We start from the raw sequence: 16,040 nt of genomic DNA on the forward strand, positions 1-16,040 counted from the left end.
TTTATCACCTTATCTTTCAGATACTCCACATTTAAATTATTGGCCATCACGTAATTTTTATTTTCCTTGAATAGTTTTTATGCTCCGACATTTACCAAATCTGCAAATACACCGGCAGCTGTCACCTCAGCTCCCGCACCAGGACCTTTTACGACAAGGGGACGTTCTTTATAACGCTCTGTTGTAAACGATATAATGTTATCGCTGCCTGATAAAGCATAAAAAGGATGATTTTCATCAACAAACTGAATCGCAATGGATACCTTTCCATTTTCCAATTTCCCGATGTAGCGGATTACTTTATTTTCATTGGCTGCTTTCTTCTTCATTGCTTCGAAATATTCATTTTCCTGTTGCAATTCTGTATAAAAAGAATCTACTGTATCTGCTTTCAAACATGCTGGAGGTAATATTGCACCGAGGTCTACATCTTCGGCCTCAACAGCATACCCCGCATCTCTCGCCAGGATGAGCATTTTACGCATAAAATCTACACCACCTAAATCATCCCTTGGATCTGGCTCGGTGTATCCCAGCTCCTGAGCCTGTTTGACGATATCATAAAAAGAAGCATCTGCTTTAAAATTGTTGAAAATATACGAGATTGTCCCTGAAAGAATAGCCTCTATCTTCAGAATACGGTCACCGCTCAGCATCAAGTCTTTGAGCACCCTGACGATAGGCAATCCTGCACCTACATTTGTTTCATAAAAGAAATCTACACCGTGTCGATGAGCAGTATCGCGTAATGTTTTATATTGCTCGAATTTACCTGAATTCGCAATTTTATTGCAGGTGACGATTGAAATATTGGATTTAAAGATATCTTCGTAGTAGGTTGCAGGTAATTTGCTTGCAGTATTATCGATAAATACACAGTTCGGCAAATTCAGCGCTTTCATTCGATCTATAAACAATGCCAGGTCTGATTCAGTTCCATTTTTAGCAAGTTCATCCGACCAATTATTTAAATCAACACCTTCGGTATTGAAAAGCATTTTACGGCTATTGGAAATTCCAACAACTTTAATTTCAATATCATTTTTATCCAATAGGAAGTCATGCTGATTTTCCAATTGTTTAAATAAAGTTGCACCAATGTTACCGGTACCGATATTAAATACATGCAGCGTTTTCTTTAGCTCTGCAAAAAACGCATCATGTACGGCATTAAGTGCCTTCGCTAAATCTTCTTTACCAATAATTACAGATATATTGTATTCGGATGATCCCTGTGCAATAGCACGGACGTTGATACCGTTGCGTCCTAATGCTGCAAATAACCGACCGGCCATGCCGGGAGTTTTTTTCATATTTTCACCAACGATAGCTAAGACCGACAGGTTTTCTTCGATCGCAGGAACGACCAGTTTATTTGCCTGGATTTCAAGCTCAAACTCCACTTCGATCAATTGTATAGCGCGTTTGGCATCCGATGGATTGACAGCAAATGTGATGCTGTGTTCGGAAGATGATTGCGTGATTAGCACAACATTGATCTGCTCTCGAGCCAATAGCGTAAAAAGCCGCCCGCTAAAACCCGATTTACCGATCATCCCTGATCCACTCAGGTTGATGACAGAAATATCCGAGATCGAAGAAATCCCCTTGATTGGCAGCGCAGTTTTTCCACTATCAAACTGAATCACTGTCCCTGAAAAATCAGGCTCAAAAGTATTTCGAATAACTATCGGTATTTTCTTTAAGAAAGCCGGAATCATCGTTGGAGGATAAATCACCTTAGCACCGAAGTAAGATAACTCCATTGCCTCTGTGTATGATAATACAGGCAAGGAAAACGCTTTCTTCACAATACGTGGATCGGCAGTTAACATCCCATTCACATCTGTCCAAATTTCAATGGCTGTTGCGTCCAGTATCGACCCGAAGATCGCTGCGGTATAATCTGATCCACCTCTTCCCAAGGTGGTAATACGTCCATTTTCATTACTTCCGATAAAACCGGTGACAAACAGTAGTTTATCACCATGCGTGATATACAATGATTTCACCAATTGCTCCGTTAGCATTTCATTTAAATGTGCATTACCAAAATTTGAATCAGTTTTCACATAATGGGATGCATCTACAAATAGAGACTCGGGAATATATTGTTCCATCACCTTAGATACCATATAATTTGAGCAACGCTCACCGTAGCTAAGGATCAAATCTTTACTTTGATTACTCAGCTCCTTTAGTGCAGAAATTCCTTGCAGGAGATCTTCTATCTCATTAAAAAACAACTTTAGCTTTGTAAATACAGGATTTTGATATTTCACAGCCAAGAGCTCTTTGACAACCGTAAAATGCTTATCTTCCAAGGACTTTAGACCATCCGAAAAGGACTTTCCTTCGGCAGCGTCCTCCGCCAGTTGGGTAAGTAAGTTTGTTACACCTGACATAGCTGACAACACAACCAATGGTTTTTCCTTTGCATCGTAAGATTTTTTTACAATGCTTAAGACCGCCTTTAGACTTTCTACCGTCCCGACCGATGTGCCTCCAAATTTTAAAACTTTCATACTGTTTTATACTGTTTGTTTAGATTGATGATTTTTATGCTAAAAAAAGAAGCGCTTTCCTTTGTCGAGGAAAGCGCTTCTAAATATTGTGTCTACAATTATATACAACGAAACTACTTCCTCCTGAGTTTTATCCCGGTGGTAATAATAATCGATGTAATAATTGTATTTGTGTTCATTGCTTTTGCTTATGTTTTGTAAATATAGAACAAATATTATCACTTTACCAAAGAAAATTAATATTTTTTTTAAGATTCACAATGAGACATATAATCAAGTGGCATTCTGACATTAGGGGAGCGTTTTTTACTCGAACAGGTAGTCGAGGCACTGTCGTTGATCGTTGACAGAATTATTAAAGTACAATATGCCCAAATGGGCGTTATGAAGATGTTAAAATTGTTAAAATTTCGTTAAATACCTTAAAATAAATTTGACCCTAAACTGATATTGTATTATATTCGCAACAGTGCTGTCCAAAATAGATGACAGTGTTAAATTTTTAAAAGTTAAATGTTGTACAAAAAAGCGATTTAATGAAAACAAAGAAATTTATAGCGTCAATGCTATTTATCGGCTTATGTCTAGTGTCGCAGGCACAAACCAACAGAAACTCCAAACCAGAATCAGATCCTGATAATCTAGCGAAAGAATACTTTTCACAAATCATGGGAGTTGCAGTCTCAGCAACAACAAATACCAAACTTTATCAATTTGTTTACGAATGGTTGGGAACTCCATACCGCTTAGGAGGAGATTCAAAAAGAGGCATTGATTGTTCTAAATTTTCTTATGAATTATACGACAAAGTATTTAACACTTCGTTAGGATATAATAGCAGAAATCAATATTCTCAAGTCAAAACTGTCGAAAAAAATGAGCTAAAAGCAGGTGATTTGGTATTCTTCAAAATTAGAAGTAAAAGTATTACCCATGTAGGTGTTTATATCGGCGATAATAAGTTTGCACATGCCTCGTCCAGTAAAGGAGTTATGATTAGCAATTTAGATGAGCCATACTGGCGACGTTATTATTACAATGGTGGTCGTTTACCAGAAGATAATAGATCGCTTACAGCAGAAATATTAAAAGCGGAAAAAGATAATAAATTGAATTAATAAGATTGATTCAGTCTCGAAAAGTCCAAAGCGTTTAACTCGTTTTGGACTTTTTTTATACAATATAATATCCTATTTTTACCCCATAATCATTGGAATACTATTATGTCTTCAAAGAAAACGCTCATCTTAAATAAAGAACAAATAAAACAAAAATCTATTCGGATTGCCTATCAAATTTTGGAAGACAATTTTGAAGATGAAACACTTGTATTGGTAGGAATTGCTGACCGGGGTTATGTATTTGCACAACGCCTTCAGGCGATTTTACAGGAGATTTCAACGAAGGAAATCCTGCTGATTAAAGTTACTATGAAGAAAACGAGTAGATCGTTGAGTGCAAGCACAGACATACCTGTTGATATTGCAAAAGATAAGACCATCATCTTAGTCGATGATGTACTGAATAGTGGTAGAGCCTTAGCCTATGGACTGGGTGTATTCTTAAACGTTCCATTGAAGAAAATGAGAACGGCTGTATTAATTGATAGAAGCCACCATAAGTTCCCTATATTTAGTGACTACTATGGTACGAAGCTTTCAACGATATTAAGAGAACATGTTACCGTTACTCTTGAAGAATTTGACAAAGAAGAAGATGCAGCATGGTTAATTTAAACCATGCTGTTATTTTTTTGAGACTTTCAATTTCATCCCCGGTTTTATCCGGCTTCCATTTAAATCATTTTCACTTTTAAGTCGACCGACTGATGTGCCATTTTTATCTGCGATCTCAGATAATGTATCACCTTTCTTAACGACATAGTAAGCTGTACGCGTGGCGCTAGCGGCACGTTGTTGGTTTTTCTTTGAAGACCTTTCTGTGTTACGAGCTAATTTCGCATTGACGAAATCATCCTCCTTTTTTATCAGTAAGTTTTGTCCAGGGACAATCTGATTTCCACGCAGGTTATTCCAAGATTTTATATCCTGTACGGTTACTTCAAACTTGTCAGCAATGGAAGCGAATGTCTCACCAACTTTCACTTTATATTTCCCATTCTGTAAAGGCTCGCTTGGATTTTCTGTCTGACTAGGATTTACCGAAGATATTGGCGTATTGAGCGCTGCATACAATTCCTCTGCGGCAATCTTTTTATCCAATACAGGTAAAACTAATCGCAATGGGGACCCTTCAGTGCCATTTAATACATTTTTTTTAAAACTAGGATTCAATGCACGTAATGTCTCTTTTGACACCTGTAAAGCATCCGCTATTTGGTTCAATGAAATACGCTTATTGATATCTAATGCTTGAGTTCTCAGTGAAAGTTCGGTATCCGCAGCATTGATATCATTTTCGTCCGCATATTTCATCGCATAGGTCATTGCGATGAACTTAGGGATATAGTTTTGGGTCTGTTGCGTTAGATATGGAGCGATATCCCAAAAAGTAGCATTCTCCTTTCCCGAACGTTGGATCGCACGGCTAACCGCTCCTTTACCGCCATTATAGGATGCTATCGCTAACAACCAATCGCCATATTCATCATAAGCTTCTTTTAGGATTTTTGCAATAGCATAGCTCGAAGCGATCGGATCCATACGTTGGTCGGTATAACTGTCCACCGTAAGATGATAAGTTTTGGCTTCATAATACATCAATTGCCATAAGCCTGTTGCTCCGGCACTAGAGATATCACGTGGATTTAATGATGATTCGACTACACTTAGATATTTGAGTTCCCGCGGCACTCCTACTTCATCCATGATTTTATCAAACAATGGGAAATAGTATTGTCCTAGTCCCATCATCCTACACATATAGGGATTATAATTATCCGACGTGTATTTGGCAATCAGATCTTTCACTCGTGGTGAGTAGTCTAATGGAACCTCACGTTCTATTGCCTTTAATTTCCGTACAAGCTGTATATCTTCATCTGTAATTTCAGCATCATGCTGTCGGTTACTTCCGGAAGATTTTATACTGTCCAGGTACTGGTAAATGTCTTGTTTTTCTTTTTCGATGCTTTTTTGAAAGAAGGTATGGGCAGCTTCTTTCATACCTTCTACAGCGCTTTCTTGGGCCATGAGTGGTAGTACATAGCATACCCCTCCTAGTATTGAAATTAACGTCTGTTTTCCGATCATAAATTTACTGTTAAATCCGAGTTTGATTCATCTGCTGAAAAATCAACAATAATCTAAACGATTAGAAATGGATTTTAGTATAAAATGGTTTTCGTCCTATTTCGCTATAGGTCGCGTATAAAACAAAATACGATTTTGTTCATCACAAAATCGTATCCATGCTATATGGGATCAAAACCTCCCTTATTTGTTATCTTCTACTTCAGATTTTTTTTCAGGTGAAGACTCATCTTTTTGGCCTTCTTTAAATTCCTTTACTCCTTTACCCAATCCGCGCATCAATTCAGGAATCTTCTTGCCACCAAATAATAGTAACAATATTACTACAATGACAATTAACTCTTGCCCCCCGATTCCCATGATTAATAATGATGTTGACATAACTATAATTTCTTGTTTTTCAATTCTTTTAAACTAAAACTTCTCTCTCTATTTACAAATGTAATGATAATTATTAAATATAGTAATTATTTCTTATCTCGCCAACCATGACATCGGATTCAGTGGTGTTGTTCCTTGTAGTACAGAAAATTCTACCATCGGAACTCCCGTATCGGAATCTACATCGGCCGTCCCTATCGTCTGTCCCGTACTTACTTTTTGTCCTTTTGAAACACTTACACCAGCCAAATTCATATAAACAGTAAAGTATTCACCATGTTTAATCATGACAATACGCTGCCCCATCATCGATACTATACTCAAAACTTCTCCATTAAATACTGCTTTCACGGCCGAACCGCTTGATGTTTGTATTTTGACAGTTTCATGATCCCAATTGACATTTCTACCGACACTTTCTGAACCAAACTCTTGCATAATCTTCGCATTAGAAACAGGCCAAGGCAAACTACCTCGGTTCGATCTGAAGTCATTTGAAAGTTTGACTGCTTCCGGAGTACTACGTAAGACTTCAGAATCTGATTTTCGCGCAGTATTACTGCCTTTCGAACTTGTATTATTTTTACCCTTTGTATTTGATGTGGACTCATTCGCTTTGCGATTCCGTTCAGCAGCAGCTTCCGCAGCACGACGCGCCGCCTCAGCTCGTCGACGTTCAGCCTCAATTTCTCTTCTAATGATCTCCTTGATGGCCGCATTAATACGACGCTCCTCTTTTTGCTTTTGGGTAATATCTTTCTTCACGCCGCGCTCTGTAACAATCAATTCACTCAATTGTCCAGAATAAACAGATCGCTGTTGAGATATGGTTTTTTTCTCATTTTCCTGCTCTTTCATCAAGGCAACCTGTTTGTTTCGGTCCGCCTGCAATTGAGCAATTTTTTGTTCAATCTGTTTCTTGGTATTTTCGATATCGGCAGCTTTCAGCTTTCTAGAATCGTTAAACTGTTGTAAGTACTTAACCCGTCGGAACCCCTGATTAAAATCCTTGGATGCAAAAATAAACATCAATTTATTATAGGCATTCCGGTTTCTGAACGCAAACATCACCATCTTCTCATAGTCACGTTTCATCTTCTCCAATTCGGCCTTTAACTTATTTACGGCAGCGGTATTGGCATTGATATGTTTGTTAATTACAGCTACTTCCGAAGTAATGGTATTTATCTTCTGCTCGCGCAAATTAATCTGCTTACTCAATGCTGTCACTTGTTGTTGAGTAAGTGATTTTTCCTTTGCAATCTCTTTGACCGTATTCTGTAATTCAGCAATTTCACGATTGAGTTTCTCACGCTGTTTTTCAAGTTCAGCCCTAGTCTGCGCCGATGAAATCCCAATCATGAATAGGAAAGCAGCTATACCAAGTATTGTCTTTTTAAAGTTCATTTACAGTACTATTTTTTTGTGTTTGCCATCTTTCTATCCTATTAATTCACCCCATACTTTAGCAAACTAATTGCGAAAGTAATAAATCTAAAGGAAATAGACAGCTTCTCATCGGATTACTTTGTAACGTGACGATACTGAAAAAGGCATTTCGACTGGTTCATTAAAAGTCACTTTGTTAAAATTTATCTCTGTTTTTATCTCTTGACGACCATCAGAAATGATCATTTTTAAAAGCATCGGAAATTCTTGTCCAGAGGCCATGGCATATTCACCGTAATTGGCCTCCAGCAATTGTTTTTTTGAAAGTTGCGCTAATCTAAACTGATAAGGCCTATTGTTATTATTTAACTTATATAAAAAATCTAGTTCATTCAGTTTGCCATCCAACTGGACAGACATCGAGTCCTGTTTAAAATTAACCTGATCAATATCGGACAATAGATTCACCGAAAGATTGGCTAGCAACAAATCCTGTAGATTTCCGAAAGTTAAATCCGGACTGGCAAAACGATATAGGTAGTCAAATGGCTTAACCATATATTCGCTCTGAAACTTATTTAAAATTTGTACACTGTCTGGAGTGATCAATACCCGGGCAACCTCTATACCCAGTGTAGCAGAAATGGAAATCCAGATCCTTTTATCTTTCTCTATTCGAATAGTAGAAGTGACATCATAATTGTCCTTCCCAAGATCGAGACGCATCTTCGCTTTTCCAGAAAAAGTAGAATAATTCAAATTGGTCAAAAAAAGATCACGTAAGCTATTCTTTTTCGCCTCCCTTGTATTATCTTTTATGGTCAACTCGTTTTCAGCTTTAAGGTCAGCACCTTTTAGTAGTTTCTTCTTAGAACTACAAGAAGAAAGCAGCAACACAACAGCACTAACCCAAACAATTTTATTCCACATAGCTCTTAGTCTCAATCTTCTTTTTCAATTTCAGCTTACCCTCCTCCGTATCAGCTCCCTTTTCTAAAGCGAGGTTCCACTGCTTAACGGCATCCGTTGTTTTCCCTAACTTAATCAAAATGTCGCCATAATGTTCCAGTAATACCGCCGTTTGCGGATTTGTATTTTTTAACGCTTTTTGAATCCATACTAGTGCGTCATCATATTTTCCATTTGCAAAAAGTACCCAAGCATAGGTATCTTCAAAAGTTCCATTATTGGGCTGCAATTTCGTCGCCATTGCGGCATACTTTATAGCTTCATCAAGTCGTTCTTTTCTTAACGACAAATAGTATGCTAAATTGTTCATCGCCGTCACATTTGTACTATCCAATCGAATAGCTTCGATATAAGCCGCGTCAGAGGCTTTATACATCTGAAGTGAATTATAAATATCACCTAATCCCCCATAAATATTTGCTTGTAGAAAAGGCGATTCATCCTGTGCATTATTAAGTGCAGCCTCCATAAACTTTCGGCTATTTTCCATGTCTTTTTTCATCAAATAGGCCATACTCGTAAAATAGAGTATGGTCGCATTATTGGACACATAGTGCAGCGCTTCCCCACCATGTGCAATGGCTTGATCAAATTCACCTTTGTCCATATCCAAACTCATCAGCATCCGCCAAGCATCGATCTGGTAGGGGTTCATACTCACGGCTACCGCTAGTGAACTTTGAGCAGCGGACTTATCGTCTCTCAACCATAACACTTGTCCCTTTGCCATATGGCTTTCGGCAATACGTGGATGAACTTCAACCAAGATATTCACCAATTCCAAAAGTTGGTCTTTTGTATAGGGACCTTTCGGATTCAACAAGGTCATTATAATCCGATTCTTATCTGCAAAATCAACTTTCTTAGATTGAAATCCTTGCTTAAGTGCATCAAAAGATAATTTCAGCTTTTTATCAAATCGATAGAGATCAGCCAAATCGAAATAAAGAAAATCCTCTTTTGTGGTCTGAATTCCTTTATTAATGTAGTCCAATGCAAGCTTCGAATTTTTGGAAAGATTATAGGCTTGCGCTAATTGTCCATACACTTGAGCCAGCGAAGTCCCTTTGTCTGCCCAGGGCTTCAAAAGATCAATGACAGCTTTATAATTACCGGCATCATTTAACAACACACTGCCAACCATGTCCAATGTATCAGAAGCGACAGCGATCTCTTTGGTTTTATAGAAATACTCCAAAGCCACATCCTTGTACCCACCATTGAAAAGGAGCATGATACGCTCCCGTTTTAGTGAGGCAGTATTATTGTCATCTCGATCTATCAACTTATCGAGATAGATTAAAGCACTATCCGCGTCGTTTTTACTTTTAAATGCATCTACAGCAAAACTTAGATATTCCGGCTTCGACTGAATATTCAGCGCTTCTTTTATAGCTTCGATCGCTCCATCTTGATTTCTCATCTGCGCAAGAAGAATTGCCTTTGTAAAATAGATGTCATCGGCTTGTGGGTAATCTGCGATTATAGCATCCAAAGAATCCATCCCCGGGCCAATTTTTCCTTGCTTCAATATTTCCTGTACGTTTTTGAGTCGTGCATCGTAAGGTTTAGGCTTATTATCCGGAGATTGTGCCTTTAATGAGCCCAGTGCTACTAGGAGTAAACCAATAAAACTTAAAAAAAATCGCTTATCTAAAAAATTCAATCTCATCTACTTCCGCTATAATAATTTAAAAATTCTTCCTGCAATATACTAACTAATGTAACAATATTCATTCGAGGAAGTTGTAAAAATATTGAGATTAGTGGGGCTCGCTTGAAATTCAACTCGTTTTCAACAAAATAAGCAAAATAGATTTTAAAATATAGAATAATAGATGTACCTTTGCAGACCCTTGAGATAAGGGGAAGAAAAATTTTTTAATAAATTATTTAAACAAAAGCAAGTGAATACGTTAAGTTACAAAACTGTCTCTGCCAACAAGAACACCGTTAACAAAGAGTGGATCGTTGTTGACGCTGAAGGAGAGATTTTGGGGCGTTTGGCGAGCAACATCGCGAAAGTAATTCGTGGTAAGCATAAGCCTACATTCACCCCACACGTAGACTGTGGAGATAACGTGATTGTTATCAATGCAGACAAAATTAAATTGACAGGAAACAAATTAGGCGACAAAGTTTACGTACGCTACACTGGATACCCAGGTGGTCAACGTTTCGTTTCTCCTAAAGAGTTAATGGCTAAATTTCCTGAACGCATTATTGAAAAAGCTGTTCGTGGTATGCTTCCTAAAAACCGTTTAGGTCGTCAATTGTTTAAAAACCTTTACGTTTATGCTGGTACTGAGCACAAGCATGAAGCACAAAATCCAAAACCAGTTAAATTTTAAGGAGAATCGTCATGTCAACAACTAACACTTCAGGAAGAAGAAAAACTGCTGTTGCCCGCATTTACTTAACTGCTGGTAGCGGAAACATTATCATAAACGGTAAAGACTACAAAGAGTATTTCCCAACATTACCTTTGCAATACATCGCTACACAGTCATTGAACGTAGCTGGTGAATTAGCAAACTTTGATGTAAAAGTAAACGTTAACGGAGGTGGTGTTAAAGGTCAAGCAGAAGCTGTTCGCTTAGCGATCGCAAAAGCTTTGGTTGAGCTTAACCCAGAAGTTAAACCTGCATTACGCGCTAAAGGTTTAGTAACACGTGATGACCGCATGGTTGAACGTAAGAAACCAGGACGTCGTAAAGCTCGTAGAAGATTCCAATTCAGTAAACGTTAATCAAAGGAGGATCAAAAAATGGCAAGAACTACTTATCAAGATTTATTGGATGCAGGTGTGCACTTTGGTCACCTTACACGTAAATGGGATCCGAAAATGGCTAAGTACATTTTCATGGAACGCAACGGTATCCACATCATTGACTTGAACAAAACTCTTACGAAATTAGAAGAAGCTGCTTCAGCTATCAAACAAATCGTAAAATCAGGTCGCAAAGTTTTATTCGTCGCTACGAAAAAACAAGCAAAAGAGATCATCGCACAACAAGCAAAAGAGGTTAATATGCCTTTTGTAACTGAGCGTTGGTTAGGTGGTATGCTTACAAACTTCGCTACAGTTCGTAAGTCTATCAAAAAAATGTCTAACATTGACAAAATGCAAAAAGATGGTACATATGATGTATTGTCTAAAAAAGAGAAGTTGATGATTCAACGTGAGCGTATCAAATTAGAAAACCTTTTAGGAGGTATCGCTGATTTGAACCGTTTACCAGCTGCTTTATTCATCATCGATGTGAAAAAAGAACACATCGCTGTTTCTGAAGCAATGAAATTGAACATCCCTACTTTTGCAATGGTAGATACAAACTCTGATCCTTCAAACATTGATTTCCCAATCCCAGCAAATGATGACGCTAGTAAATCTATTAGTTTAATCGCCGGTATCATTGGTCAAGCAATCCAAGAAGGTTTGGACGAGCGCAAACGCGACAAAGAAGAAGAAGCTGAAAAAGATGCTGCTGCTGCTAAAGCAAAAGTTGATAATAGTGATGCTTCAGAAGCTAAACGTCCTCGCAAAGCGAAAGACGGAGAATAATATTTTTATTCCAAACCGGATGGCGTAGCGTTAGTTTCTGGAAAAGTTTACTTTTCTTGAACTAGCCTCTCTGTCCGGTTTTTTGGTTTAACAATACTCGTTTATCAAGAAATGTTAAACTTCATATTAGCTTAACATGTTTTAAGTTAATATTGTACAAATTTCAGTCGTAAATAATAATAAAAAGAAATAAACATGTCAGTACAAATTTCTGCATCAGATGTGAACAAATTGCGTCAACAAACTGGCGCTGGTATGATGGATTGTAAAAAAGCTTTAGTTGAGTCTAATGGTGACTTTGAAGCTGCTGTAGATTACTTGCGTAAAAAAGGCGCTAAAGTAGCTGCTAGCCGTCAAGATCGCGACTCTAACGAAGGTGTTATCATCGCTAAAGCTACTGCTGATGGTAAATCAGGTATCGTAGTTGAAGTTAATTGTGAAACTGACTTCGTAGCTAAAAACGCAGACTTCGTTGCTTTCGCTGAAAAAATTGCAGACGTTGCATTAAACAGTAAACCTGCTTCTTTGGAAGAATTAAAAGGTTTGGAACTTGATGGCAAAAACATCGCTGATTTATTAATCGAGCAAACTGGTGTAATTGGCGAGAAAATTGACGTTTCTAAATACGAAACTATCACTGCTGAAAAGGTTATCGCTTATATTCACGGTAACTACCGTTTAGGTGTATTAGTAGGTCTTTCTGCTGATGCTGCTGGTGCTGAAGAAGCAGGTAAAGATGTAGCAATGCAAATTGCCGCAATGAACCCTATCGCAATTGACAAAGATGGTGTTGATCAAAACACAATCGAGCGTGAAATCGCTATTGCTAAAGAGCAAATCATTGCTGAAGGTAAACCTGCTGAAATGGCTGAGAAAATCGCTCAAGGTAAATTGAATAAATTCTTCAAAGACACAACTTTGTTAAACCAAGAATTCGTAAAAGATTCTTCTAAAAACATCGCTCAATTCTTGGATTCAGTTTCCAAAGGATTAACTGTAACTGCTTTCAAACGCGTACAATTGGGCGCATAAGCATAATCCATTCTATTACCAGAATTGGAAATTTTTAAAACAGGAGCTATTCTTCGAATGGCTCCTGTTTTTGTTTATATCTCTTCCTTCATTTATTCCCGAACTACTTTTCACCGCTGGCCTTGACTTTTATTTTATCTCAAATTTGTGTAACTTAAGGATACATAAAAACTGGACAGCATATGGGTATTTTAAAGGAAAACGCGTTAAAAGGAAAACGAATTTTGATTACGGGTGGTGGTACAGGCCTCGGAAAAGCCATGACAGATTACTTTCTCGAGCTTGGCGCCTCTTGCCTGATCACGAGCCGTAAAGATGATGTTATACAGCTTACAGCGAACGAATTGTCGGAAAAATATCAGGCGAAATGTCTTGCAGTAGCTGGAGATGTCCGAAATTATGAGGATGTCGAGCGCGTCGTTTCCTGTGGATATGAACATTTTGGCGGGATAGATATACTCATAAACAATGCTGCCGGAAATTTTATCTCCCCTACCGAACGTTTAAGCCACCGCGCCTTCGAATCTGTTATTGGTATCGTTCTCCAAGGTAGTATAAACTATACCCTAGCACTGGGCAAGCGTTGGATTGAGGCCAACGAACATAATAAAGCTATACTAAGTATCGTCACAACCTATGCTTGGACGGGTTCTGGCTACGTTGTTCCTTCTGCAACAGCTAAAGCCGGAGTTCTTGCATTAACTCGATCGTTAGCCGTTGAATGGGGAAAAAAAGGGATAAGACTCAATGCTATAGCTCCGGGTCCATTCCAAACTTCAGGTGCCATGGAACGGCTACTTCCAGGTGAATTAGGCGAACTTCTCTCGCCTACCAAACGTATCCCCTTGGGCCGCTTGGGCAAACTGGAGGAATTGGCCAACCTCGCGGCCTATCTGGTATCCGATTACGCCAGTTATATCAACGGTGATGTTATCACGATAGATGGCGGCGAGTGGCTTAAGGGAGCAGGTGAGTTCAATGGATTGGATATTATTCCTGAAGATCAATGGGATGCTATTGAACAGATGACCAGAAATGCAAAAAGCATCTGATAATCGTTTAAAATAACGAATGATTTATTTTATGGTGAATACGCAACTGTATTACATGCCGGTTTAAAAGAGGAAATAGCAAGGTCTTTAATCCATTTTTCTTAGGTTTGTAGCGATTATTCCAATAGACTCTGTACATATGATGAATTTATCTTTCGAATCTCAAAAAATCAAGCATAAAGAAAAATTAGAACTCAATAAAACGGGTTTTGATTTTGCGTTAGTTTATATAACCGAAGGCACACTCGTATCGAAAGGGAATAATTTAAAATTTTCCAAAGAGAATTTACTTTTTTTGAATAAAGATTTCGAAACACTTGAGACAAAAAAAGATACAACTGCATTTGTACTCTATTTCTCCAACTCCTACTTTAAAGATCTGCACTTTATACAACAAAATTTTAGACTTACTCACAACCCGGTTGATATCTTTAACTCGAAGACATTGTTAAATAAGAGCCTATCCCTTAAAAAGGAAAATAAAAAACTGATCGAGCGGGTAATTTCGCTAATTCAACAATATGAGAGTGAACATGAAGCGGCATCAATTTTTATATTCCACCAGACAATGTCCCTTTTCGCTTTAGTAGAAAATATATTGAAAGATCTGGAGCTACCTATTAACGAGTCTTATGAATTGTCTCAAGAGATCGAGCAATACATACAGCAAAATATCTATTTCCCGGATAAATTACAAATCAAGTCGATTGCAGATCAGTTCCAAATTTCAGCAAATTATTTTGGGGCCTTTTTTAAAAAAAGATATTCAAAAAGCTACAAAGTGTATATAGACGATATTCGTATTAAACTAATTGAGGAGCGACTAGCATCCAATAGATACACGATGAAACAAATTGTAGAAGAACTCGGATTTAATGATGAAAGTCACCTAACCAATTTCTATAAGAAGAAAAGAAATATTACACCCAGCTCTTATAAAAGAGCTAAAAATAGTGCTTAGTTATCGAGTTGGATTACACCATTAAGATCGTGATTTAAAGAGCGTTGAATGGCTTCATCCAAAATAAGAATCTTCTTTCCTTGAAAGGTCGCTGCATCATGACTGTCAAAATTTGAGCTACTGGAATTAAAAGATTCCAATTTCATTGGGAAATAAATTGGGTTCTCATCTTCAGCCCGACCAATGGTCAATAAAATATTGTAGCCTTGTAGGCGTAAACTCTGTAAAGTCTGATAATTTAAACGCTTGAAGATCATAATTCCTATTTTAGAATAAAACAAACATATAATTATATTGTTTTACTGCTTTAACCATTTTTTGGATTTTATCTTTCCAAAAGAATCTTCACATTCCTGACCTCCTAGTGGCACTGGAACATTCGCTTTCACAGATAAATCAAAAACTTTTTTTTACGGGAACTGTTTTACAGATAAATAAAAATTAGCAGGATTATGTCGAAAAAAGAAAGTAAAAATGGGAAAGTCGAAGAAGATTATCCAGATAAAGAGCAGGACCTTGCTTTTAATGAAGAACTTGACAGTTATGAAATGGATGTCGATGACAACGATCCAGACTACGATCACCCGGCTGACTACGATACAGTAGCTGAAGGTGCAATTGATGATGATTCAACATACGATGACTCTAATCCTTTTGTCGGAGATGAGTATGCAACACAAGATGAACTCAAAGAGGAAGATCTAGATAATGCTAACATGCGAATCGAGACTTTTGATCATGAACGTTTATCCCCTTTGGACAAGAAATTAGCCGAGAACGAAGAAGATTTGAGAGATGATCTCGATGAAGAGGGATATCCTAAAAACGATAGGTAGTTTTTCCGAAAATAACATAATTTTTGAAGGGACCGGAAGGTCCCTTTTCCATTGATTAAAATAAAGACTTTCTTCTCAAAATTAGGTATCATATACTTTTCAATTGGAAACTATAACT

Annotated in this window: 16 protein-coding genes; 9 read left to right on the top strand and 7 right to left on the bottom strand. The window is 37.7% G+C overall.

Going from position 1 to position 16,040, the window contains the following annotated elements; translation table 11 throughout:
• Nucleotides 1–77: 77 nt before the first annotated feature.
• Nucleotides 78–2,525: a bifunctional aspartate kinase/homoserine dehydrogenase I gene (thrA, locus tag B4Z90_RS15645; RefSeq protein WP_070563074.1), complete on the bottom strand. Its 2,448-nt coding sequence runs from the start codon at nt 2,523–2,525 to the stop codon at nt 78–80.
• A 536-nt stretch (nt 2,526–3,061) separates the two neighbouring features.
• Between thrA and B4Z90_RS15650 the strand changes: the two genes are divergently transcribed.
• Together B4Z90_RS15650 and B4Z90_RS15655 are read left to right on the top strand one after the other, a co-directional pair.
• Entirely contained in the window at nt 3,062–3,643 is a 582-nt protein-coding gene (locus B4Z90_RS15650; RefSeq protein ID WP_046671999.1) for a C40 family peptidase, read from the top strand.
• A 105-nt stretch (nt 3,644–3,748) separates the two neighbouring features.
• Entirely contained in the window at nt 3,749–4,261 is a 513-nt protein-coding gene (locus B4Z90_RS15655; protein WP_070563077.1) for a phosphoribosyltransferase family protein, read from the top strand.
• Nucleotides 4,262–4,270: 9 nt separating this feature from the next.
• On the opposite strand, the gene B4Z90_RS15660 is transcribed toward B4Z90_RS15655, so the two are convergent.
• The 5 genes from B4Z90_RS15660 to B4Z90_RS15680 all read right to left on the bottom strand — a co-directional run bounded on the left by B4Z90_RS15660 (nt 4,271) and on the right by B4Z90_RS15680 (nt 10,148).
• Nucleotides 4,271–5,737, bottom strand: a complete 1,467-nt coding sequence (locus B4Z90_RS15660; protein WP_083295828.1) for a LysM peptidoglycan-binding domain-containing protein — start codon at nt 5,735–5,737, stop codon at nt 4,271–4,273.
• A 183-nt stretch (nt 5,738–5,920) separates the two neighbouring features.
• Entirely contained in the window at nt 5,921–6,118 is a 198-nt protein-coding gene (tatA, locus tag B4Z90_RS15665; RefSeq protein WP_046671996.1) for a twin-arginine translocase TatA/TatE family subunit, read from the bottom strand.
• 93 nt (nt 6,119–6,211) lie between these two features.
• Nucleotides 6,212–7,525, bottom strand: a complete 1,314-nt coding sequence (locus B4Z90_RS15670) for a murein hydrolase activator EnvC family protein (RefSeq protein ID WP_112375502.1) — start codon at nt 7,523–7,525, stop codon at nt 6,212–6,214.
• 108 nt (nt 7,526–7,633) lie between these two features.
• The gene (locus B4Z90_RS15675; RefSeq protein ID WP_070563085.1) at nt 7,634–8,437 is read right to left on the bottom strand and encodes a DUF4292 domain-containing protein; all 804 of its coding nucleotides are present in this window, start codon (nt 8,435–8,437) and stop codon (nt 7,634–7,636) included.
• On the bottom strand, nt 8,427–10,148 hold the full coding sequence (locus B4Z90_RS15680) for a tetratricopeptide repeat protein (RefSeq protein WP_286766926.1): 1,722 nt from the start codon (nt 10,146–10,148) through the stop codon (nt 8,427–8,429). Before B4Z90_RS15680 ends, B4Z90_RS15675 begins: the two co-directional genes overlap by 11 nt.
• Before the next feature lie 235 nt (nt 10,149–10,383).
• On the opposite strand from B4Z90_RS15680, the gene rplM reads away from it, so the two are divergent.
• From rplM to B4Z90_RS15710, 6 genes are all read left to right on the top strand, one after another.
• Complete coding sequence (gene rplM / locus B4Z90_RS15685; protein WP_046671993.1) at nt 10,384–10,827, top strand: 50S ribosomal protein L13; 444 nt, start codon at nt 10,384–10,386, stop codon at nt 10,825–10,827.
• A gap of 11 nt (nt 10,828–10,838) precedes the next feature.
• Nucleotides 10,839–11,225, top strand: coding sequence for a 30S ribosomal protein S9 (gene rpsI / locus B4Z90_RS15690; protein WP_070563091.1), 387 nt, complete (start codon nt 10,839–10,841; stop codon nt 11,223–11,225).
• A gap of 18 nt (nt 11,226–11,243) precedes the next feature.
• On the top strand, nt 11,244–12,041 hold the full coding sequence (gene rpsB / locus B4Z90_RS15695; RefSeq protein WP_070563093.1) for a 30S ribosomal protein S2: 798 nt from the start codon (nt 11,244–11,246) through the stop codon (nt 12,039–12,041).
• A 195-nt stretch (nt 12,042–12,236) separates the two neighbouring features.
• Nucleotides 12,237–13,073: a translation elongation factor Ts gene (gene tsf / locus B4Z90_RS15700; RefSeq protein ID WP_070563096.1), complete on the top strand. Its 837-nt coding sequence runs from the start codon at nt 12,237–12,239 to the stop codon at nt 13,071–13,073.
• A gap of 182 nt (nt 13,074–13,255) precedes the next feature.
• A complete protein-coding gene (locus B4Z90_RS15705) occupies nt 13,256–14,125 on the top strand; it encodes an SDR family oxidoreductase (RefSeq protein WP_286802732.1) in 870 nt (289 codons plus the stop codon).
• Nucleotides 14,126–14,264: 139 nt separating this feature from the next.
• Nucleotides 14,265–15,086 carry a helix-turn-helix domain-containing protein gene (locus tag B4Z90_RS15710; protein ID WP_286709741.1) on the top strand — a complete coding sequence of 274 codons (822 nt, stop codon included), beginning with the start codon at nt 14,265–14,267 and terminating at the stop codon, nt 15,084–15,086.
• Here the strand turns inward: B4Z90_RS15710 and B4Z90_RS15715 are convergent.
• The gene (locus B4Z90_RS15715) at nt 15,083–15,343 is read right to left on the bottom strand and encodes a hypothetical protein (protein WP_070563105.1); all 261 of its coding nucleotides are present in this window, start codon (nt 15,341–15,343) and stop codon (nt 15,083–15,085) included. The two genes, B4Z90_RS15710 and B4Z90_RS15715, sit on opposite strands and share 4 nt — an antisense overlap.
• Before the next feature lie 195 nt (nt 15,344–15,538).
• Between B4Z90_RS15715 and B4Z90_RS15720 the strand changes: the two genes are divergently transcribed.
• Complete coding sequence (locus tag B4Z90_RS15720) at nt 15,539–15,922, top strand: hypothetical protein (protein ID WP_070563107.1); 384 nt, start codon at nt 15,539–15,541, stop codon at nt 15,920–15,922.
• Nucleotides 15,923–16,040 lie beyond the last annotated feature (118 nt).

Origin of the sequence: Sphingobacterium sp. UBA5639 (genome assembly GCF_002421245.1) — a bacterium.
Lineage (GTDB): Bacteria > Bacteroidota > Bacteroidia > Sphingobacteriales > Sphingobacteriaceae > Sphingobacterium > Sphingobacterium multivorum.

Excerpts from the sequence above, each read along its gene's own strand:
- B4Z90_RS15720 (WP_070563107.1), top strand. The coding sequence starts at position 15,539 with ATGTCGAAAAAAGAAAGTAAAAATGGGAAAGTCGAAGAAGATTATCCA.
- B4Z90_RS15655 (WP_070563077.1), top strand. The coding sequence starts at position 3,749 with ATGTCTTCAAAGAAAACGCTCATCTTAAATAAAGAACAAATAAAACAA.
- B4Z90_RS15710 (WP_286709741.1), top strand. The coding sequence starts at position 14,265 with ATGATGAATTTATCTTTCGAATCTCAAAAAATCAAGCATAAAGAAAAA.
- B4Z90_RS15680 (WP_286766926.1), bottom strand. The coding sequence starts at position 10,148 with ATGAGATTGAATTTTTTAGATAAGCGATTTTTTTTAAGTTTTATTGGT.
- tatA (WP_046671996.1), bottom strand. The coding sequence starts at position 6,118 with ATGTCAACATCATTATTAATCATGGGAATCGGGGGGCAAGAGTTAATT.
- B4Z90_RS15650 (WP_046671999.1), top strand. The coding sequence starts at position 3,062 with ATGAAAACAAAGAAATTTATAGCGTCAATGCTATTTATCGGCTTATGT.
- B4Z90_RS15670 (WP_112375502.1), bottom strand. The coding sequence starts at position 7,525 with ATGAACTTTAAAAAGACAATACTTGGTATAGCTGCTTTCCTATTCATG.
- rpsI (WP_070563091.1), top strand. The coding sequence starts at position 10,839 with ATGTCAACAACTAACACTTCAGGAAGAAGAAAAACTGCTGTTGCCCGC.
- thrA (WP_070563074.1), bottom strand. The coding sequence starts at position 2,525 with ATGAAAGTTTTAAAATTTGGAGGCACATCGGTCGGGACGGTAGAAAGT.
- B4Z90_RS15660 (WP_083295828.1), bottom strand. The coding sequence starts at position 5,737 with ATGATCGGAAAACAGACGTTAATTTCAATACTAGGAGGGGTATGCTAT.
- rpsB (WP_070563093.1), top strand. The coding sequence starts at position 11,244 with ATGGCAAGAACTACTTATCAAGATTTATTGGATGCAGGTGTGCACTTT.
- B4Z90_RS15715 (WP_070563105.1), bottom strand. The coding sequence starts at position 15,343 with ATGATCTTCAAGCGTTTAAATTATCAGACTTTACAGAGTTTACGCCTA.
- tsf (WP_070563096.1), top strand. The coding sequence starts at position 12,237 with ATGTCAGTACAAATTTCTGCATCAGATGTGAACAAATTGCGTCAACAA.
- B4Z90_RS15705 (WP_286802732.1), top strand. The coding sequence starts at position 13,256 with ATGGGTATTTTAAAGGAAAACGCGTTAAAAGGAAAACGAATTTTGATT.
- B4Z90_RS15675 (WP_070563085.1), bottom strand. The coding sequence starts at position 8,437 with ATGTGGAATAAAATTGTTTGGGTTAGTGCTGTTGTGTTGCTGCTTTCT.